Origin of the sequence: Alterinioella nitratireducens (assembly GCF_013155465.1) — a bacterium.
In the GTDB taxonomy this organism is placed as follows: Bacteria; Pseudomonadota; Alphaproteobacteria; order Rhodobacterales; family Rhodobacteraceae; genus Alterinioella; species Alterinioella nitratireducens.
In genome coordinates this window covers 139587-154085 of the sequence record NZ_JABJVX010000003.1, presented here as the reverse complement: position 1 = coordinate 154085, position 14499 = coordinate 139587, and the positions used below count along the sequence as shown (strand labels likewise).

General features: G+C 66.1%; 13 protein-coding genes. 7 read left to right on the top strand and 6 right to left on the bottom strand.

The genetic code is table 11. From position 1 onward, the window contains the following. Positions 1 to 2259, bottom strand: a 2259-nt coding sequence (locus HNS34_RS06455; protein ID WP_172319233.1) for a VWA domain-containing protein, incomplete at its 3' end; no start/stop codon positions are given. A gap of 120 nt (positions 2260 to 2379) precedes the next feature. On the opposite strand from HNS34_RS06455, the gene HNS34_RS06450 reads away from it, so the two are divergent. Then, on the top strand, positions 2380 to 3534 hold the full coding sequence (locus tag HNS34_RS06450) for an MFS transporter (RefSeq protein ID WP_172319232.1): 1155 nt from the start codon (positions 2380 to 2382) through the stop codon (positions 3532 to 3534). 96 nt (positions 3535 to 3630) lie between these two features. Beyond that, positions 3631 to 6498 (top strand): excinuclease ABC subunit UvrA, encoded by a 2868-nt coding sequence (gene uvrA, locus HNS34_RS06445; protein ID WP_172319231.1) that lies wholly within the window; start codon positions 3631 to 3633, stop codon positions 6496 to 6498. A 42-nt stretch (positions 6499 to 6540) separates the two neighbouring features. Here the strand turns inward: uvrA and mazG are convergent, their stop codons facing one another. The 3 genes from mazG to HNS34_RS06430 form a co-directional block, all read right to left on the bottom strand. After that, positions 6541 to 7350, bottom strand: coding sequence for a nucleoside triphosphate pyrophosphohydrolase (mazG, locus tag HNS34_RS06440; RefSeq protein ID WP_172319230.1), 810 nt, complete (start codon positions 7348 to 7350; stop codon positions 6541 to 6543). 83 nt (positions 7351 to 7433) lie between these two features. Beyond that, positions 7434 to 8063, bottom strand: a complete 630-nt coding sequence (locus tag HNS34_RS06435; protein ID WP_172319229.1) for an outer membrane protein — start codon at positions 8061 to 8063, stop codon at positions 7434 to 7436. A gap of 191 nt (positions 8064 to 8254) precedes the next feature. Continuing rightward, the gene (locus HNS34_RS06430) at positions 8255 to 8755 is read right to left on the bottom strand and encodes a flavin reductase (RefSeq protein WP_172319228.1); all 501 of its coding nucleotides are present in this window, start codon (positions 8753 to 8755) and stop codon (positions 8255 to 8257) included. Between the two features lie 132 nt (positions 8756 to 8887). On the opposite strand from HNS34_RS06430, the gene speB reads away from it, so the two are divergent. From speB to HNS34_RS06405, 5 genes are all read left to right on the top strand, one after another. Beyond that, complete coding sequence (speB, locus tag HNS34_RS06425) at positions 8888 to 9850, top strand: agmatinase (RefSeq protein ID WP_172319227.1); 963 nt, start codon at positions 8888 to 8890, stop codon at positions 9848 to 9850. A gap of 64 nt (positions 9851 to 9914) precedes the next feature. Beyond that, entirely contained in the window at positions 9915 to 10727 is an 813-nt protein-coding gene (locus tag HNS34_RS06420) for a glutamate racemase (RefSeq protein WP_172319226.1), read from the top strand. A gap of 126 nt (positions 10728 to 10853) precedes the next feature. Continuing rightward, complete coding sequence (ccmE, locus tag HNS34_RS06415; RefSeq protein ID WP_172319225.1) at positions 10854 to 11306, top strand: cytochrome c maturation protein CcmE; 453 nt, start codon at positions 10854 to 10856, stop codon at positions 11304 to 11306. Between the two features lie 132 nt (positions 11307 to 11438). Continuing rightward, a complete protein-coding gene (locus HNS34_RS06410) occupies positions 11439 to 12050 on the top strand; it encodes a holin-associated N-acetylmuramidase (RefSeq protein WP_172319224.1) in 612 nt (203 codons plus the stop codon). After that, a complete protein-coding gene (locus tag HNS34_RS06405; protein ID WP_172319223.1) occupies positions 12041 to 12553 on the top strand; it encodes a holin family protein in 513 nt (170 codons plus the stop codon). The genes HNS34_RS06410 and HNS34_RS06405 overlap by 10 nt, the downstream gene beginning before the upstream one ends. Here HNS34_RS06405 and HNS34_RS06400 read toward each other — a convergent pair. Next, positions 12550 to 13884, bottom strand: a complete 1335-nt coding sequence (locus HNS34_RS06400) for a M20/M25/M40 family metallo-hydrolase (protein ID WP_328700477.1) — start codon at positions 13882 to 13884, stop codon at positions 12550 to 12552. The genes HNS34_RS06405 and HNS34_RS06400 overlap by 4 nt on opposite strands. Next, positions 13881 to 14435 carry a hypothetical protein gene (locus HNS34_RS06395; protein WP_172319222.1) on the bottom strand — a complete coding sequence of 185 codons (555 nt, stop codon included), beginning with the start codon at positions 14433 to 14435 and terminating at the stop codon, positions 13881 to 13883. The genes HNS34_RS06400 and HNS34_RS06395 overlap by 4 nt, the downstream gene beginning before the upstream one ends. Positions 14436 to 14499: the final 64 nt, after the last annotated feature.

The following is a 14499-nucleotide window of genomic DNA, read 5'->3' as shown; positions in this document are numbered from 1 at the left end:
CCACGCAACCTGCACCGTCGATCCGGCCTCGGCTGTGGCAGGCGCGTCCAGTGTTGCACCGACGGCGGTGACCTGGATCGGCTGGCGGGCGATGATCGTGCGATCCTGGTTGACGTAATAGCGCAACTCATACTCGCCCGGTTCGGTCGGCATCTGCACCGCCGCCGGACTGCCATCGCGGGTGTAGGTGTAGTTCTCGTATCCGGTCGGATCGTCGGTGGCGGAGACGGCGACAAAGTCGTTCCGGTAATCCGGCCCGGTCCACGCAACCTGCACCGTCGATCCGGCCTCGGCTGTGGCAGGCGCGTCCAAGGTCGCGCCCAATTCTGTAACCTCGATCAGGCGCCGCCCGATGATGGTGCGATCCTGGTTGACGTAATAGCGGATCTCATAGGTGCCCGGTTCGGTCGGCATGGTCAGGCTGAGCGGCGTTCCCTCGCGCGTATAGGTGTAGTTCTCATAGCCGGTCGGATCGTCGCTGCCGGAGACAGCGATGAAGTCGTTCCGGTAGTCGGGTCCGGTCCAGCTGACCTGGATGTCCGACCCCGCGACGGCGCTGTCGGGGGCATCCAGAACCGCCTCGATATCGCTGATCTCGATGGGCCGCGTGGCGATGACGACACGGTCCTGCTGCATCACATAGCGCAGCTCGTAGCTGCCCGGATCGACCGGCATGGCGAGCCGTGCGGGGCTGCCCTCGCGGGTCAGCGCATAGGCGGTATAGGAGGTCTCGCCCGGCAGGCCCACGGCGATGAAGTCCGGCGCATAGCCGGGGCCGGTCCAGGCGATGTCGATGGTCTCACCGGCCAGGGCCGTTTCGGGCGCGTCCAGCGTGGCCGTTGCGGGCGTCACGGTCAGAGGATGCGTGGCCAGAACTTCGCGCCCGGTGCCGAGCGTGTAGCGCAGCTCGTAGCTTCCGGGCAGCGACGGCACGCGCAACTGGGCGGGATTGCCGTCTCGGGTCAGTGAATAGGTGGCGTAGGTTGCCTCCCCCACGGGCCCTGCGGCGATGAAGTCGCTTTGCGCGTCGGGGCCGGTCCAGCCCACCTCGATGGTCGAGCCTGCGACCGCGGTTTGCGGGGCCTCAAGCGTTGCGGGGATCGGCGTGACAGTGATCGGCTGTTCGGCCAGCACCTGCCGCAACCCGGCATGATAATACTGCACCAGGTAGTCGCCGGGGTCTGTCGGCAGGGTGATCTGTGTCGGATTGCCCTGCGAGGTGGCGATGCGCGCAGCGGTCGGCTGGCCGTCGGGACGGGCTATGACGATGGCGTCATTTGCCGCATCCGGCCCGGTCCAGTCGACCGGAATCGTGGTGCCGATCGGCGCGGTATCGGGGGCTGACACCGTTGCCTCGGGCACGATTTCGGGCAGCACGAGCGTGACCACCTGATCCTGGCCCGCGACGACGGTAAAGACGCCCTCATGCGTGGTTTCCTGCGCCATGCGGTAAAGCTGGATGCGGTAGTCCCCGGCGGGCAGGGGGGCGCTGATCGCGGGGGCCTGCACGGCCTCGATGATCTGCTGGCCGGCGGTGGTGAAAACCTCCCACATCAGAGGCGACACGGGCGCGGTGTTGTCGGGCGCGACAACGGCCTGCATGGTGATGGTGGCGGGCGGCGGCGGTGTCGGGGCCACGACCACCTGCTCCAGCGCATCGGCCAGTTCCGCCGCGTTCGAGGCGGTCAGGAATTGGCCTCCGGTGTTTTCCGCAAGGCACTGCAATTGCGCGCGATCTTCCTGTTCGGACACGTCAAATCCGATCACATGCGCGGTAAAGTCGATGCCTGCCTCCTCCAGCGCCAGACCGACGGCGCAGGGGTCGGCGTTGCAGGTCTCGCGCCCGTCCGAGACCAGGATCACGGTCGCGGGGTTCTCCGTGTAGCGCAGCTGTTCGGCGGCCTGGATGACCGCATCCGAGAGCGGTGTGCGCCCGCGCGGGTTCACCTCGTTCACGATCTGGGCGATCTGGTCGCGATTGCCGATACCGGGCTGCACCATGGTCTCGATATCCGAGCAATCGCCGCGGCGGTTATGGCCATACATCGTCAGTCCCAGCGCCATATCCGCGGGGATCCGCGTCAGCAAATCGCCGATCACCTCGCGCGCGATGACGATCTTGTTGACCCCGTCGATCTGGCCCCACATCGAGCCCGAGGCATCCAGCACGAGGATCGTGGCGGCCTGGTCGCGGTCCTGGGCCGAGACGGGCAGGGCGGCGAGGAATGGCAGAAGAAGGGCGGAGAGCAAGCGGCGCATCGGACTAAAACCTGTTTCAAAAAATGGAATGGACCCATGCTACGTCCGATTCGGGGTTTTTGTGAAGCGTTGTGACGCGGGGCCTTGACCTTCGGCGGGTGCAGGATCATCGCCCTGACCATGGATGATGAAACGCATTGGGGGCAGGTCTGGCTGCTGTTCGGGGTGGGCCTGGCCGCGGCGGCGCAGTTTGCCAAGCTGTCGCTGACCTTCGCAGCCCTGGCCGCGCTCTATGACCGATCCGCCCCGATGCTGGCCCTGTCGCTGACGGCGGTCAGCGGGGCGGGCATCGTGCTTGGCGCGCTGGCGGGGTTCGGCGTGGCGCGCTACGGCCCGCGAAAGGTGCTGATCGGGGCGCTGATCTTGGGCGGTATCCTGTCGCTTCTGCAATCGCTGGTGCTGCCTTTCCCGCTCTTCATCGTCAGCCGCATTGTTGAAGGCATGGCGCATCTCTCCATCGTGGTCGCGGCCCCCGTCCTGATGATCCGCGTCTCGGCGCGCAAGGATTACCCGATGGTCATGGCCCTCTGGGCGGGGTATTTCGGCGTCGGGTTTGCAATGGTCGGCGCGGCCCTGCCGCTGCTGTTGGACCGGATCGGCCTGCAAGGCATCTGGGCATTGCACGGCGTGCTGATGCTGGCGCTTGCGGGCGCGGTGGCCTCGCGGCTCTCCTCGGGGCCGCGCGGGCGCGAGGTCTGGCCGGGTTTCCTGACCTATCACCGCCGCCTCTACAGCCACCCCAACCGCGTGGCGCCGGGGCTTGGCTTCTTCGCGCATACGCTTGTCTTCATGGCGTTTCTCACCTTCCTGCCGCCCTTCATCGCGGGGCCGCTGCCGGTGGTGCTGGTGGCAGGCCTCCTGCCGCTGATCGCGCTTGTCGGGATTTTCCTCTCCGGCATCCTCGCCGCCCGCATCCCGCCCGTGTGCCTGATGATGCTGTCCTATGTCATGACGGTGGGAATGCTGGCGCTGCTGGCCCTCGCGCCCGCGGCTTTCGCGCCCTGGCTCGCGTTTCTCGCCTTCATCATCATCGGCATCGCGCCGGGGGCCGCCTTCGCCGCCATCCCCGCGTTGAACCACGACGCCACCGGCCAGGCCGAGGCCAACGGGGCCGTGGCGCAGCTTGGCAACCTGGGCACCGGCCTTGGCAGCCCGCTTTTTGCGCTGGCGCTCGGGGCGGGGGGCTTTCCCGGCCTTCTGGTCCTCGCGGCGCTGATCTCGATCGCGGGCATCGTGGCGCTTGGCTGGATATCGCACCGGATCGTGCGGCAATGAGGGGAAAGCCGGTTTGTTCTATCTCTGTTCCGCTTTTTCGGTTGGAGACTCGGCCCGCGTCCCCTATCTCTTAACCAAACCTATCCGGGGGCAGGCATGGCCGAGCTGAAAAACATCGAGGTGCGCGGCGCGCGCGAGCATAATCTCAAGAATATCGACGTGGACATTCCGCGCGATCAGCTTGTGGTCATCACCGGGCTCAGCGGCTCGGGCAAGTCCAGCCTGGCGTTTGACACGATCTATGCCGAGGGCCAGCGCCGTTATGTGGAATCGCTCAGCGCCTATGCGCGGCAGTTCCTCGACATGATGGAAAAGCCCGATGTCGACCACATCTCGGGCCTTTCGCCTGCGATCTCCATCGAGCAGAAGACCACGTCGAAGAATCCCCGCTCCACCGTCGGCACGGTGACCGAGATCTACGACTACATGCGGCTTCTCTTCGCCCGCGTCGGCACGCCCTATTCGCCCGCCACCGGCCAGCCGATCGAGGCGCAACAGGTGCAGGACATGGTCGATCGCGTCATGGCGATGGAGGAGGGGACGCGCGGCTACCTGCTGGCCCCGATCGTGCGCGACCGCAAGGGCGAATACCGCAAGGAAATGCTGGATCTGCGCAAACAGGGCTTCCAGCGGGTCAAGGTCGATGGCGCGTTCCACGAGCTGGACGAGCCGCCCACGCTGGACAAGAAATTCCGCCATGACATCGACGTTGTGGTCGACCGGATCGTAGTCCGTGAAGGCGTCGAGACGCGGCTGGCCGACAGCTTCCGCACCGCGCTGGACCTCGCTGATGGCATCACCATCCTTGAGACTGCCCCCAAGGAAGGCGACCCCGAACGCATCACCTTCTCGGAAAAATTCGCCTGTCCGGTCTCGGGCTTTACCATCCCCGAGATCGAGCCGCGGCTCTTTTCCTTCAACGCGCCCTTCGGGGCCTGCCCGGCCTGCGACGGCCTCGGCGTCGAGCTCTTTTTCGACGAGCGCCTCGTCGTCCCGGACATCACCCTGACGCTGGAAAACGGTGCGCTGGCCCCGTGGCGCAAGGGCAAATCGCCCTATTTCATCCAGACCATCGAGGCCATCGCGCGCCATTACGGGTTCGACCCGAAAACACCCTGGAAATCGCTGCCCGAGGATGTGCAGCAGGTCTTCCTGCGTGGCTCGGGCGAGGCCGAGATCCCGTTCCGCTATGACGATGGCGGCCGCGTCTACGAGGTCACGCGCAGCTTTGAAGGCGTGATCCCCAACATGCAGCGCCGCTACCGCGAGACCGATTCCGCCTGGATCCGCGAGGAATTCGAGCGCTACCAGAACAACCGCCCCTGCGGCGCCTGCGGCGGCTACCGCCTGCGCGAGGAGGCGCTTGCCGTGCGGATCGGGCCGCGCGACGATCTGCGCCATATCGGCCAGGTCGTGCAGATGAGCATACGTGAGGCCGCCGACTGGTGCGCCACCGTGCCCGACCACCTGACCGCGCAAAAGAACGAGATCGCCCGCGCCATCCTCAAGGAGATTCGCGAGAGGCTGGGATTCCTGAACAATGTCGGCCTGGAATACCTGACACTGTCCCGCAATGCCGGCACGCTTAGCGGTGGTGAAAGCCAGCGCATCCGGCTGGCGTCGCAAATCGGCTCGGGCCTGACCGGCGTGCTCTACGTGCTGGATGAGCCCTCCATCGGGCTGCACCAGCGCGACAATGACCGCTTGCTCACGACGCTGAAGAACCTGCGCGACCAGGGCAATACGGTGATCGTGGTGGAACATGACGAGGAGGCGATCCGCGAGGCCGATTACGTCTTCGATATCGGCCCCGGTGCGGGCGTACATGGCGGGCAGGTGGTGTCAAAGGGCACCCCCGCCGACATCATCGCCGACAGCGCCTCGATCACCGGGCAGTATCTGTCCGGCGCGCGCGAGATCAGCGTACCCGCCACCCGGCGCGAGGGCAACGGCAGGGCGGTCACCGTGGTGGGCGCGACCGGCAACAACCTTCAGGATGTCACCGCCGACTTTCCCCTGGGCAAATTCGTCTGCGTCACCGGCGTCTCGGGCGGTGGCAAATCCACCCTGACCATCGAGACCCTGTTCAAGACCGCCTCGATGAAGCTGAACGGCGCCCGCCAGACACCCGCGCCCTGCGAGACCATCAAGGGGCTGGAGCATCTCGACAAGGTCATCGACATCGACCAGCGCCCCATCGGCCGCACCCCGCGCAGTAACCCCGCCACCTATACCGGCGCCTTCACGCCCATCCGAGACTGGTTCGCGGGCCTGCCCGAATCCAAGGCGCGCGGCTACAAGCCGGGGCGGTTTTCGTTCAACGTCAAGGGCGGGCGCTGCGAGGCCTGCCAGGGCGATGGCGTGATCAAGATCGAGATGCACTTCCTGCCCGATGTCTACGTCACCTGCGAGACCTGCAAGGGCGCGCGGTACAACCGCGAGACATTGGAAATAAAATTCAAGAACAAGAGCATAGCCGACGTTCTTGACATGACGGTTGAAGAAGCGCGTGCCTTCTTCAAGGCGGTGCCGAGCATCCGCGACAAGATGGAGGCGCTGTCCCGCGTGGGCCTCGACTATATCAAGGTCGGCCAGCAGGCGACGACATTGTCAGGCGGCGAGGCGCAGCGGGTGAAGCTCTCCAAGGAGCTTGCCAAACGCTCCACGGGCCGCACACTCTATATCCTGGACGAACCCACCACCGGCCTGCATTTCGAGGATGTGCGCAAGCTGCTGGAGGTGCTGCACGAGTTGGTCGACCAGGGCAATTCGGTCGTGGTGATCGAGCATAATCTCGACGTGATCAAGACCGCCGATCACATCATAGATATCGGCCCCGAAGGCGGCGATGGCGGCGGTCGCATCGTGGCCACCGGCACGCCCGAGGAGGTCGCGCGCATCGCAGCCTCGCATACCGGGCACTACCTCGCGCCGATGCTGGAGCGCCAACTGGCCGCCGAATAGTCCGATTGCTTGCGGAGTGGCGGAGCGCGCCAGGTGCGGTTCTCAGAGGCCCCGCGCCTTGGCCCGGTCCCAGAGCGCGTCCATCTCCTCCAGGTCGCTCTCGTCGCAGGAGCGGCCCTGCCGCGCCAGTTCCGCCTCGATAGACGCGAAGCGGCGGCTGAACTTGGCGTTCGCACCGCGCAGGGCTACCTCCGGATCGACCTTCAGGTGCCGCGCAAGGTTGGCCATGACGAAAAGCAGATCGCCCATTTCCTCGGCGATCCTGTCTTGCGGCAGGGTGTCCCGCGCCTCGGCCAGTTCGCCCGCTTCCTCGGCGATCTTGGCCAGGACCTGGCCGATCTCGGGCCAGTCGAAGCCGACCCTTGCGGCGCGCTTTTGCAGTTTCTCGGCCCGCATCAGGGCTGGCAGGTTCAACGCCACATCCTCCAACACACCGGTCTGTGCACGGCCCGCGCGTTCGGCGGCCTTCACAGCCTCCCAATCGCGGCTCTGCTGTTCGGCGGATTTCTCGCGGCTCTCATCGCCGAACACATGCGGGTGGCGGGCGACCATCTTGTCGGCGACGCCGCGCACGATATCGTCGAAGCTGAACGCGCCCGCCTCCTCGGCCATCGCGCCGTGATAGACCACCTGCAACAGCAGGTCGCCCAACTCGCCGCGCAAATCCTCCATCGAGCCGCGCTCGATCGCGTCGGCGACCTCGTAGGCTTCCTCGATCGTGTAGGGCGCGATGGTCTCGAAGCTCTGTTCGATATCCCAGGGGCAGCCCGTTTCGGGATCGCGCAAGCGGCGCATGATTTCCAGAAGGCGCGGCATGCCGCCTGCGGTGTCGTGAATCAGGGCGTCTTTCATAACCCCTTTCATAGGCCGGATGCGCGCAATGAAAAAGGCCCGGCGGGGGGCCGGACCTTTCCATGTCAGCAGGTCTCGCGGGATCAGAACCGGAACGCGGCGCGCAGCGAGACCGAGTTGTGGTTCATGTCGATCTCCTGACCGGCCACGGCGGGGTTGTCGCCCTCCAGCTCGCGGCCCGTGTATTGCAGGCCGACCGAGAACTGGTCCGAGACCAGGTATTCGACGCCGAGGCCATAGTTCCAGCCATCGAGGTCTTCATCGGCCCCGCCTTGCGAGAACTCGCCCATCGAATACCCGGCCAGTGCGTAGAATTGCACGTTGTCGATGGCATAGCCGACACGGCCGCTCAGATCGAGGACGTTGTCCATGCTTGCGCCCGCGACGCCTTCCACGTTCTGGTCGCCGGTGTCGTAATAGGCCAGCTCACCGCCGTAGACGATATTGCCGGACTGGAAGAGGTAGCCGCCGAAGATGTTGGCGCCATTGCTGTCATCCAGGTCGAACGACCCGCCACCGGGGTTCGAGTAGTCGAGATCGCCGGAATACATGGAATAGCCGAGGCCGACATAGCCGCCGGTCCAGTCGGTGAACTGGGGCGTGGGCGCGGTGTAGACGGGGGCGGGCTCCTGCACGGTCTCACCTGCGCCGCCTGCGAATGCGGTCGCGCCGGTCAGGGCCAGGATCGAGGTAGAGAGAATAAGGGTCTTCATCGGATTTCTCCTGTGTTTGCTTGCGTGCTCGATGCGCTCGATAACCAAGCGCTCGGTGCCACAACCCGACAGGTGGGCGGTTGGGTCCGTGATTGAAGAAATCCCGCCCGGATCGGGCGTGAGGCTGTTGCATTCCTGCACTTGGGACAATCTGGCGCGGTAGCGGCGGTGCAGCGATTCCTGCTGGAAAATCAGTGCTTTTCGGCCCTGAGATAGCTGCGCATCCCGTAAAGCAGGGGCGATCCCTGGCTGACCGTCACATCTTCCACCGCGCCGATGCAAATATGATGCGTTCCGATCTTGTCAGCGGAGACCAGCCGACAATCGAAACTGACCAAGGCGCCTTTCAGCCGAGGCGCGCCGGTCGGGCCCGCATCGAAGCCCGCGGCGTTGAACTTGTCGCCATCGGGCGCGGGGCGGCGGCTTGAGAAGACGTCCGAAATATCGACCTGCTCGCGCGCCAGCACGTTGACGCAGAAACAGCTGTTCTCCAGCAGCACGGGCAGGGTGGTGGCGCTGGCATTGAGGCAGACCAGCAGGGTCGGCGCCTCGCCATCGGCGGAGACGGGCGTCATCGCGCTGACCGTCACACCCTGGCGTCCTGCCGGTCCATCGGTGGTCACGATGCTGACCGAGGCGGCGGCGAGGCTCATCCCGTCGATGAAAGCCTGTCTCACGTCGTCATCGGTCATGCTAATCCTGCCTTTTTGCGCGCGTCCCGTCCTTCACTTGATGCACCGGGGGGCCTCTGCGATGCAAGACGCGGTTGCCTTTGGCGTGAAACGGCGCTTTGGATTGGGCAGATCGAACGGGGAGGCCGCGCAATGGCATTGGAAGATGCGAAACACGATGTGGATGGGGCATTCACGCGGCGCGATCTGCGCGGCTTGTCGTCGGAGAACACCTTTGGCGGGGCCACCAGCTTCCTGCGCCGCCGCTACACCAAGGATCTGGCGGGCGTCGACATCGCCATCACCGGCGCGCCCTTCGACCAGGCGGTGACGAACCGGCCCGGCACAAGGCTTGGCCCCCGCGCGATTCGGGCCGCCAGCGCGCTTCAGGTCAACGATCCGCCCTATGGCTGGGACGGGTTCGATCCGCTGAGCGAATTGGCGATTGCCGATTACGGCGACCTCGCCTTCGACTACGCGCGCATGGCCGATTTTCCCGCTGCGTTGGAGGCGCATGCGTCCGGCATCCTGTCCCAAGGCGCCGCGATGATCGCGCTTGGCGGGGATCATTCGATCACGCTGCCCCTGCTGCGCGCACATGTGAAGAAACATGGGAAACTGGCGCTCATTCAATGCGACGCCCATACCGATACTTGGCCCGACGATGAGCCCGCCCGCGTCGATCACGGCACCTTCACCTACAAGGCGGTGCAGGAGGGGCTGATCGACGTCGCACGCTCGGTCCATATCGGCATCCGCACGGTGGTCGAGGATAACCTTGGCATCGAGGTGCTGGACGCGCGCAAGGTGCATGAGCAGGGGCCAGCCGCGATAGCCAGACATGCGCGTGAGATCGTGAGCGATGCGCCCTGTTACCTCAGCTTCGATATCGACTGCCTCGACCCTGCCTTTGCCCCCGGCACCGGAACGCCGGTCTGGGGCGGGCTCAGCTCGGGCCAGGCGGCGATCCTGATGCGGGACCTGGCGGGCATCAACCTGGTCGGCGGCGATGTGGTCGAGGTCTCGCCGCCTTTCGATGCTGCCGAGATCACCGCCGTCGCGGGCGCGCATGTCGCGATGGAATTGATCTGTCTTTGGGGCTGGACGCGACGATGAACGGATGGATTTCCGCATCCGGCCAGATTAGGGTTTCGCCAAGGCAGAAGAACGGGGCAGGCAGATGGCGGTAGGGATCTTCGACAGCGGATTGGGCGGGCTGACGGTGCTGGAGGCGGTGACCAAGCGCCTGCCGGACGTGCCCATTGTCTATTACGGCGACAACGCGCATACGCCTTACGGGGTGCGCGATGCCGAGGATATCTACGCGCTGACCACGGCGGGCGTGGATCGCCTGTTCCAGGCCGGGTGTGACCTAGTGATTCTCGCCTGCAACACCGCCTCGGCCGCGGCGCTCCGCCGGATGCAGGAGGGGTGGGTGCCCGAGGGCAAGCGCGTCCTCGGCGTTTTTGTTCCGCTGATCGAGGCGCTGACCGAACGCAACTGGGGTGACAATTCCCCGCCGCGCGAGGTGGCCGTGCAACATGTCGCGCTTTTCGCCACGCCGACAACGGTCAGCAGCCGCGCGTTCCAGCGCGAACTGGCCTTCCGCGCCATCGGGGTCGACGTGGAGGCACAGCCCTGCGGCGGTGTCGTCGACGCGATCGAGGAGGGTGACATGATCCTTGCCGAGGCGCTCGTCCGCTCCCATGTCGAGGCGCTGCAACGCCGGATGCCGAAACCGCAAGCCGCGATCCTGGGCTGCACGCATTACCCGTTGGTGCAGGAGGTGTTCCAGGCCGCCCTCGGTCCGGACGTGGCGGTCTATTCGCAGCCCGACCTGGTCGCGGCAAGCCTGGCTGATTATCTGGAGCGTCGCCCCGAAATGATCGGGCCGGGCACCGAGGCGGCCTTCCTGACCTCGGGCGATCCGGCCCGCGTCTCGAACAAGGCGGTGCAATTCCTGCGCCGCAAGATCGAATTCATATCTGCCTGAAATAATGTTCTGAATCAGTATACTGTCAGGCGATGTTAAAGCTGATCCGCGCCAAATGGCCGCGTGGTCTTTGCCACGGTCGCAAAGAGGTTTATCTTTGCGCTGCGTAGAAGAGGAATTGCAACGATGCGCGGGCTCAAGAAAAAACGCCGGATCCAGATCATCATCATCGCCGCCGTGCTGCTGGCCGGGGCATCGGTGCTGATCGGCTACGGGCTGCGGGATGGTATCAATTTCTTCCGCACACCCACGGAAGTGGCCGAAACCGCGCCGCCGTCGGATGAGGTGTTCCGCATCGGCGGGCTGGTCCTGGACGGCTCGTTGCAGCCGGGCGAGGGCGCGGAGTTCAGCTTTGTCGTCACCGATGGCGGCGCCGACATCCCGGTGCGCTATATCGGCAGAGATGCGGCCCCGGACCTCTTTGGCGAGGGGCAGGGCACGATCGCGACCGGCACCTATCAGGACGGCGTGTTCCTGGCCACCGACCTGCTTGCGCGCCACGATGAGACCTACATGCCCGCCGAGGTGATCGACGCGCTTGAGGAACAGGGCGTCTACCGCACCTCCGAAGGCAGCTGAATAAACCGCGCGGCGTTTTAGCACAATTTTAACGGATTTGCCCTCAATCTCATGGCAGTTGCCCCCGGGAATCGGGGGGAGCAGCCCTAGAACGGGGCATGACCTGGAACCTTGAGCATGGAGGGCTGAGCCATGCTGTCGGTTCGCCAAATTGCATCTGAGATTGTCGCCCGCGAGGGGGGCTTCGTGAACGATCCGAACGACCCCGGCGGGGCCACGAATTTCGGCGTCACCATCCACACGATGCGCGGCCTCGGCCTCGATCTGGATGGCGATGGCGATGTCGATGTGGCCGATGTGCGCCTGATGACGGCGGATCGTGCCACCGAGATCTTCATCGAGCATTACTACACCCGGCCCGGCATCGACCGATTGCCCGAGGCGCTGCAATCTTCCGTCTTCGACATGCAGGTCAATGCCGGCGCGGGGGCGGTGCGCATCCTGCAACGCCTCTTGCGCGACATGGGGTTCGACATCGTTGTCGACGGCACCATCGGGCCGCAGACCATCGCGGCGTCCCAGGCGGCCTATGCCCAGGCCCCCGATCACCTGGTCGATGCCTATGGCATTGCGCGGCGCAATTTCTACTACCGTCTGGCCGACCGCCGCCCGGCCTCGCGCCGCTATGCGACACGGCGCGATGGCGGCAAGGGCGGCTGGATCCTGCGGGCGGAGGAGTTCATCTCGCCGCGCTACCACCTGACGGATGCGGAACACCGGGCGCGGGTGGCGGCATGGGGCTGATCTCGCGCGCGCTTGGAAATGCCCGCACGGTGCAGGCGGTGGGAGAGGCGGCGTCAGGCGTGGCCGAGGTCTTTCGCGCCAATGAAACCCGCCGGATGGAATTGTCGGCGCAAGCACAGCGCGCCGCGTTGGATGCGCATGGCGATGAGTTTCAATACGGTCGCGGCGGCTGGTTCGACCGGCTGGTCAATGGAATCAATCGCTTGCCGCGCCCGATGCTGGCGCTTGGCACGCTTGGCCTCTTCGTCTTCGCGATGGCCGATCCCGGTGCCTTCGCCGCCCGCATGGTGGGCCTGCGCGAAGTGCCCGAGCCGCTGTGGTGGCTTCTGGGCGCGATTGTCAGCTTCTATTTCGGCGCGCGGGAGATGTATTATTTCCGCAGCCCGCGTGGTGCGCCGATGCCCAGGATGCCGCGCCCTGAGGCGGAAGGCGACCCGGCAGACCCCGAGCGATCCGCCGAGAACCCGGCCCTGAGCGCTTGGCGCGCGGACCGCGACAGCTAATCCCCTAGCCCAAGCTCGGCCCGCGATGTCGCACCGATATCGGCGAAAACCTCGGTCATCAGGGCGATGGCGCTGGCGAAGACCGCTTCGGGCACATGTTCATTGGCGGCGTGCTGGCTGCATCCGGGGTAGGAATGTGGCACCCAGACAGAGGGCAGGCCGAGCGTCTCGGTAAAGACGTGATTGGGCAGCGACCCGCCGAGCGAGGGCAGGAGGGCTGGGGCCGTGCCGGTGCTGCGGGTGATGGAACCGGTGACAACCGATACGAACGGATGTGACAGCGGCGTGGCCGAGGCCGGAAACCGCGCCTCATGTTCCCCGATCGAAACGTAATCGAAGCCAGACGCGTCCAGATGCGCCCGGAGGTTGGGCAGCAGCGCGTCCTCGTCCAGGCCGGTCACATAGCGCAGCTGGATATGCGCCGTGGCTTCGGGCGGAATGGCGTTGACGGGCGGGATCCGGCCCGCGGTCAGGGAAAGCACCTCGACCGCCGACCAGCCATGGACCCGTTCGGCGGGGGTCAGGCCGGGTGCGCCCCAACCCGCGTCGATCTCGCCCCCTGCCGGTGTGATCCCCTTGAGGGCATCGCGGGTTTCCTCGGGCAGGGCGTCCGGAACCCAACCCGGCACCCTGCAGGCTCCGTCCGGCCCGATGATCGCGGCCAGGACATGCGCCATTTCCGTTGCGGGGTTGCGCAGGAGGCCGCCGAAATTGCCCGAATGCCGCCCGTCCTCGCGGTGGCGGATGGTCAGCTCCACCCCCAACCCGCCCCGCGCGCCAAGGAACACGGTCGGCTGATCCGCGCGCAGGCGCGGCCCGTCCGAGGCCAGCAACAGGTCGGCGTTCAGGCGCGGTTTCAGGGCCGCGCAAACCGCCTCCAGCCCCGGTGAGCCAACCTCCTCGCCCATCTCGATCAGCCAGTGCAGGTTGAAGCCGAGCCGCCCCTGGCGGTCGAGAACCCGTCGGATCGCAGTGAAATTGACCAGGAACTGGCCCTTGTTGTCGGCCACCCCGCGCCCGAAGAGCGCGCCGTCGCGCGGGGTCAGCGTCCAGGGGTCCAGCCCGTCCTGCCACTGGCCCTCCATCCCCGGAACCGTGTCGGCATGCGAATAGCTGAGCAGCGTCGGCAGGCCGCCATCCTCGATCCGCGAGGCCAGCAGGATCGGCGGATGCGGGCCGGTGATCACCTCGGTGTCGAACCCCGCCGGTGTCATCAGTGCCGCGATATGGGCAAGGCAGGCGTCATGCGCGGCCCCGGCGCCCGGTTCGGTCGGGAAGGCGACCAGCGCGGCAAGTTCCGCGCGGAAATGATCCATATCGGCTTGGGTCACGGCGTGGCGCAGGTCAGGGGGCGGCTGGCGGTATCGCCGATGTGGTATTCGACCTCACCGTCGATACCGGCAATCGGGATCGGAGCCTCGCCCGGAGCGGGGCGGTATTCGGGGCCGGTTGCGTAGGGCAGGAGGGTCGTTTCGCCCTCCCGGCAGACAGTGCTGCCCGCGCGCGCCAGGCTCAGGTCGAAGGCGCAGGCCTGTTCGGCCAGGGCGGTGCCGGGATCGGGCGGGTGGCTCCAGAAGATGTCGAGGTCGCACCCGACCGGGCAATGCCCCGGCGCGGTGGCGACAAGGCGCACGCGGCCCTCGAAATAGAGCGCGCGACCGGTGGTGTCGCGGGGCGGTTCGATGCTGGCCATGCCGCCTGCGAAGACGGGGCGCTGTGCCTCGATCATGGCGCGCGCGGCGCTGGCCTCGCCGGGGGCCTGCATGACGAGGGCGCAAAGCCGTGCCCCGGCAGGGGCGTTGGCGATGGTCACCTCTATCATGTCGGCGGCGGCAGGCGAGGCGGCGAGGATCGTGGCGAACAGGGCAGGGCGAATGGGCATCGGGCCTCCTGGTGTCTGCGGCAGGGCGGGGCAGTCAAGGCGCCTTTGACTGTAGCGCCGCGCG

Excerpts from the sequence above, each read along its gene's own strand:
- HNS34_RS06450 (WP_172319232.1), top strand. The coding sequence starts at position 2,380 with ATGGATGATGAAACGCATTGGGGGCAGGTCTGGCTGCTGTTCGGGGTG.
- uvrA (WP_172319231.1), top strand. The coding sequence starts at position 3,631 with ATGGCCGAGCTGAAAAACATCGAGGTGCGCGGCGCGCGCGAGCATAAT.
- mazG (WP_172319230.1), bottom strand. The coding sequence starts at position 7,350 with ATGAAAGACGCCCTGATTCACGACACCGCAGGCGGCATGCCGCGCCTT.
- HNS34_RS06435 (WP_172319229.1), bottom strand. The coding sequence starts at position 8,063 with ATGAAGACCCTTATTCTCTCTACCTCGATCCTGGCCCTGACCGGCGCG.
- HNS34_RS06430 (WP_172319228.1), bottom strand. The coding sequence starts at position 8,755 with ATGACCGATGACGACGTGAGACAGGCTTTCATCGACGGGATGAGCCTC.
- speB (WP_172319227.1), top strand. The coding sequence starts at position 8,888 with ATGGCATTGGAAGATGCGAAACACGATGTGGATGGGGCATTCACGCGG.
- HNS34_RS06420 (WP_172319226.1), top strand. The coding sequence starts at position 9,915 with ATGGCGGTAGGGATCTTCGACAGCGGATTGGGCGGGCTGACGGTGCTG.
- ccmE (WP_172319225.1), top strand. The coding sequence starts at position 10,854 with ATGCGCGGGCTCAAGAAAAAACGCCGGATCCAGATCATCATCATCGCC.
- HNS34_RS06410 (WP_172319224.1), top strand. The coding sequence starts at position 11,439 with ATGCTGTCGGTTCGCCAAATTGCATCTGAGATTGTCGCCCGCGAGGGG.
- HNS34_RS06405 (WP_172319223.1), top strand. The coding sequence starts at position 12,041 with ATGGGGCTGATCTCGCGCGCGCTTGGAAATGCCCGCACGGTGCAGGCG.
- HNS34_RS06395 (WP_172319222.1), bottom strand. The coding sequence starts at position 14,435 with ATGCCCATTCGCCCTGCCCTGTTCGCCACGATCCTCGCCGCCTCGCCT.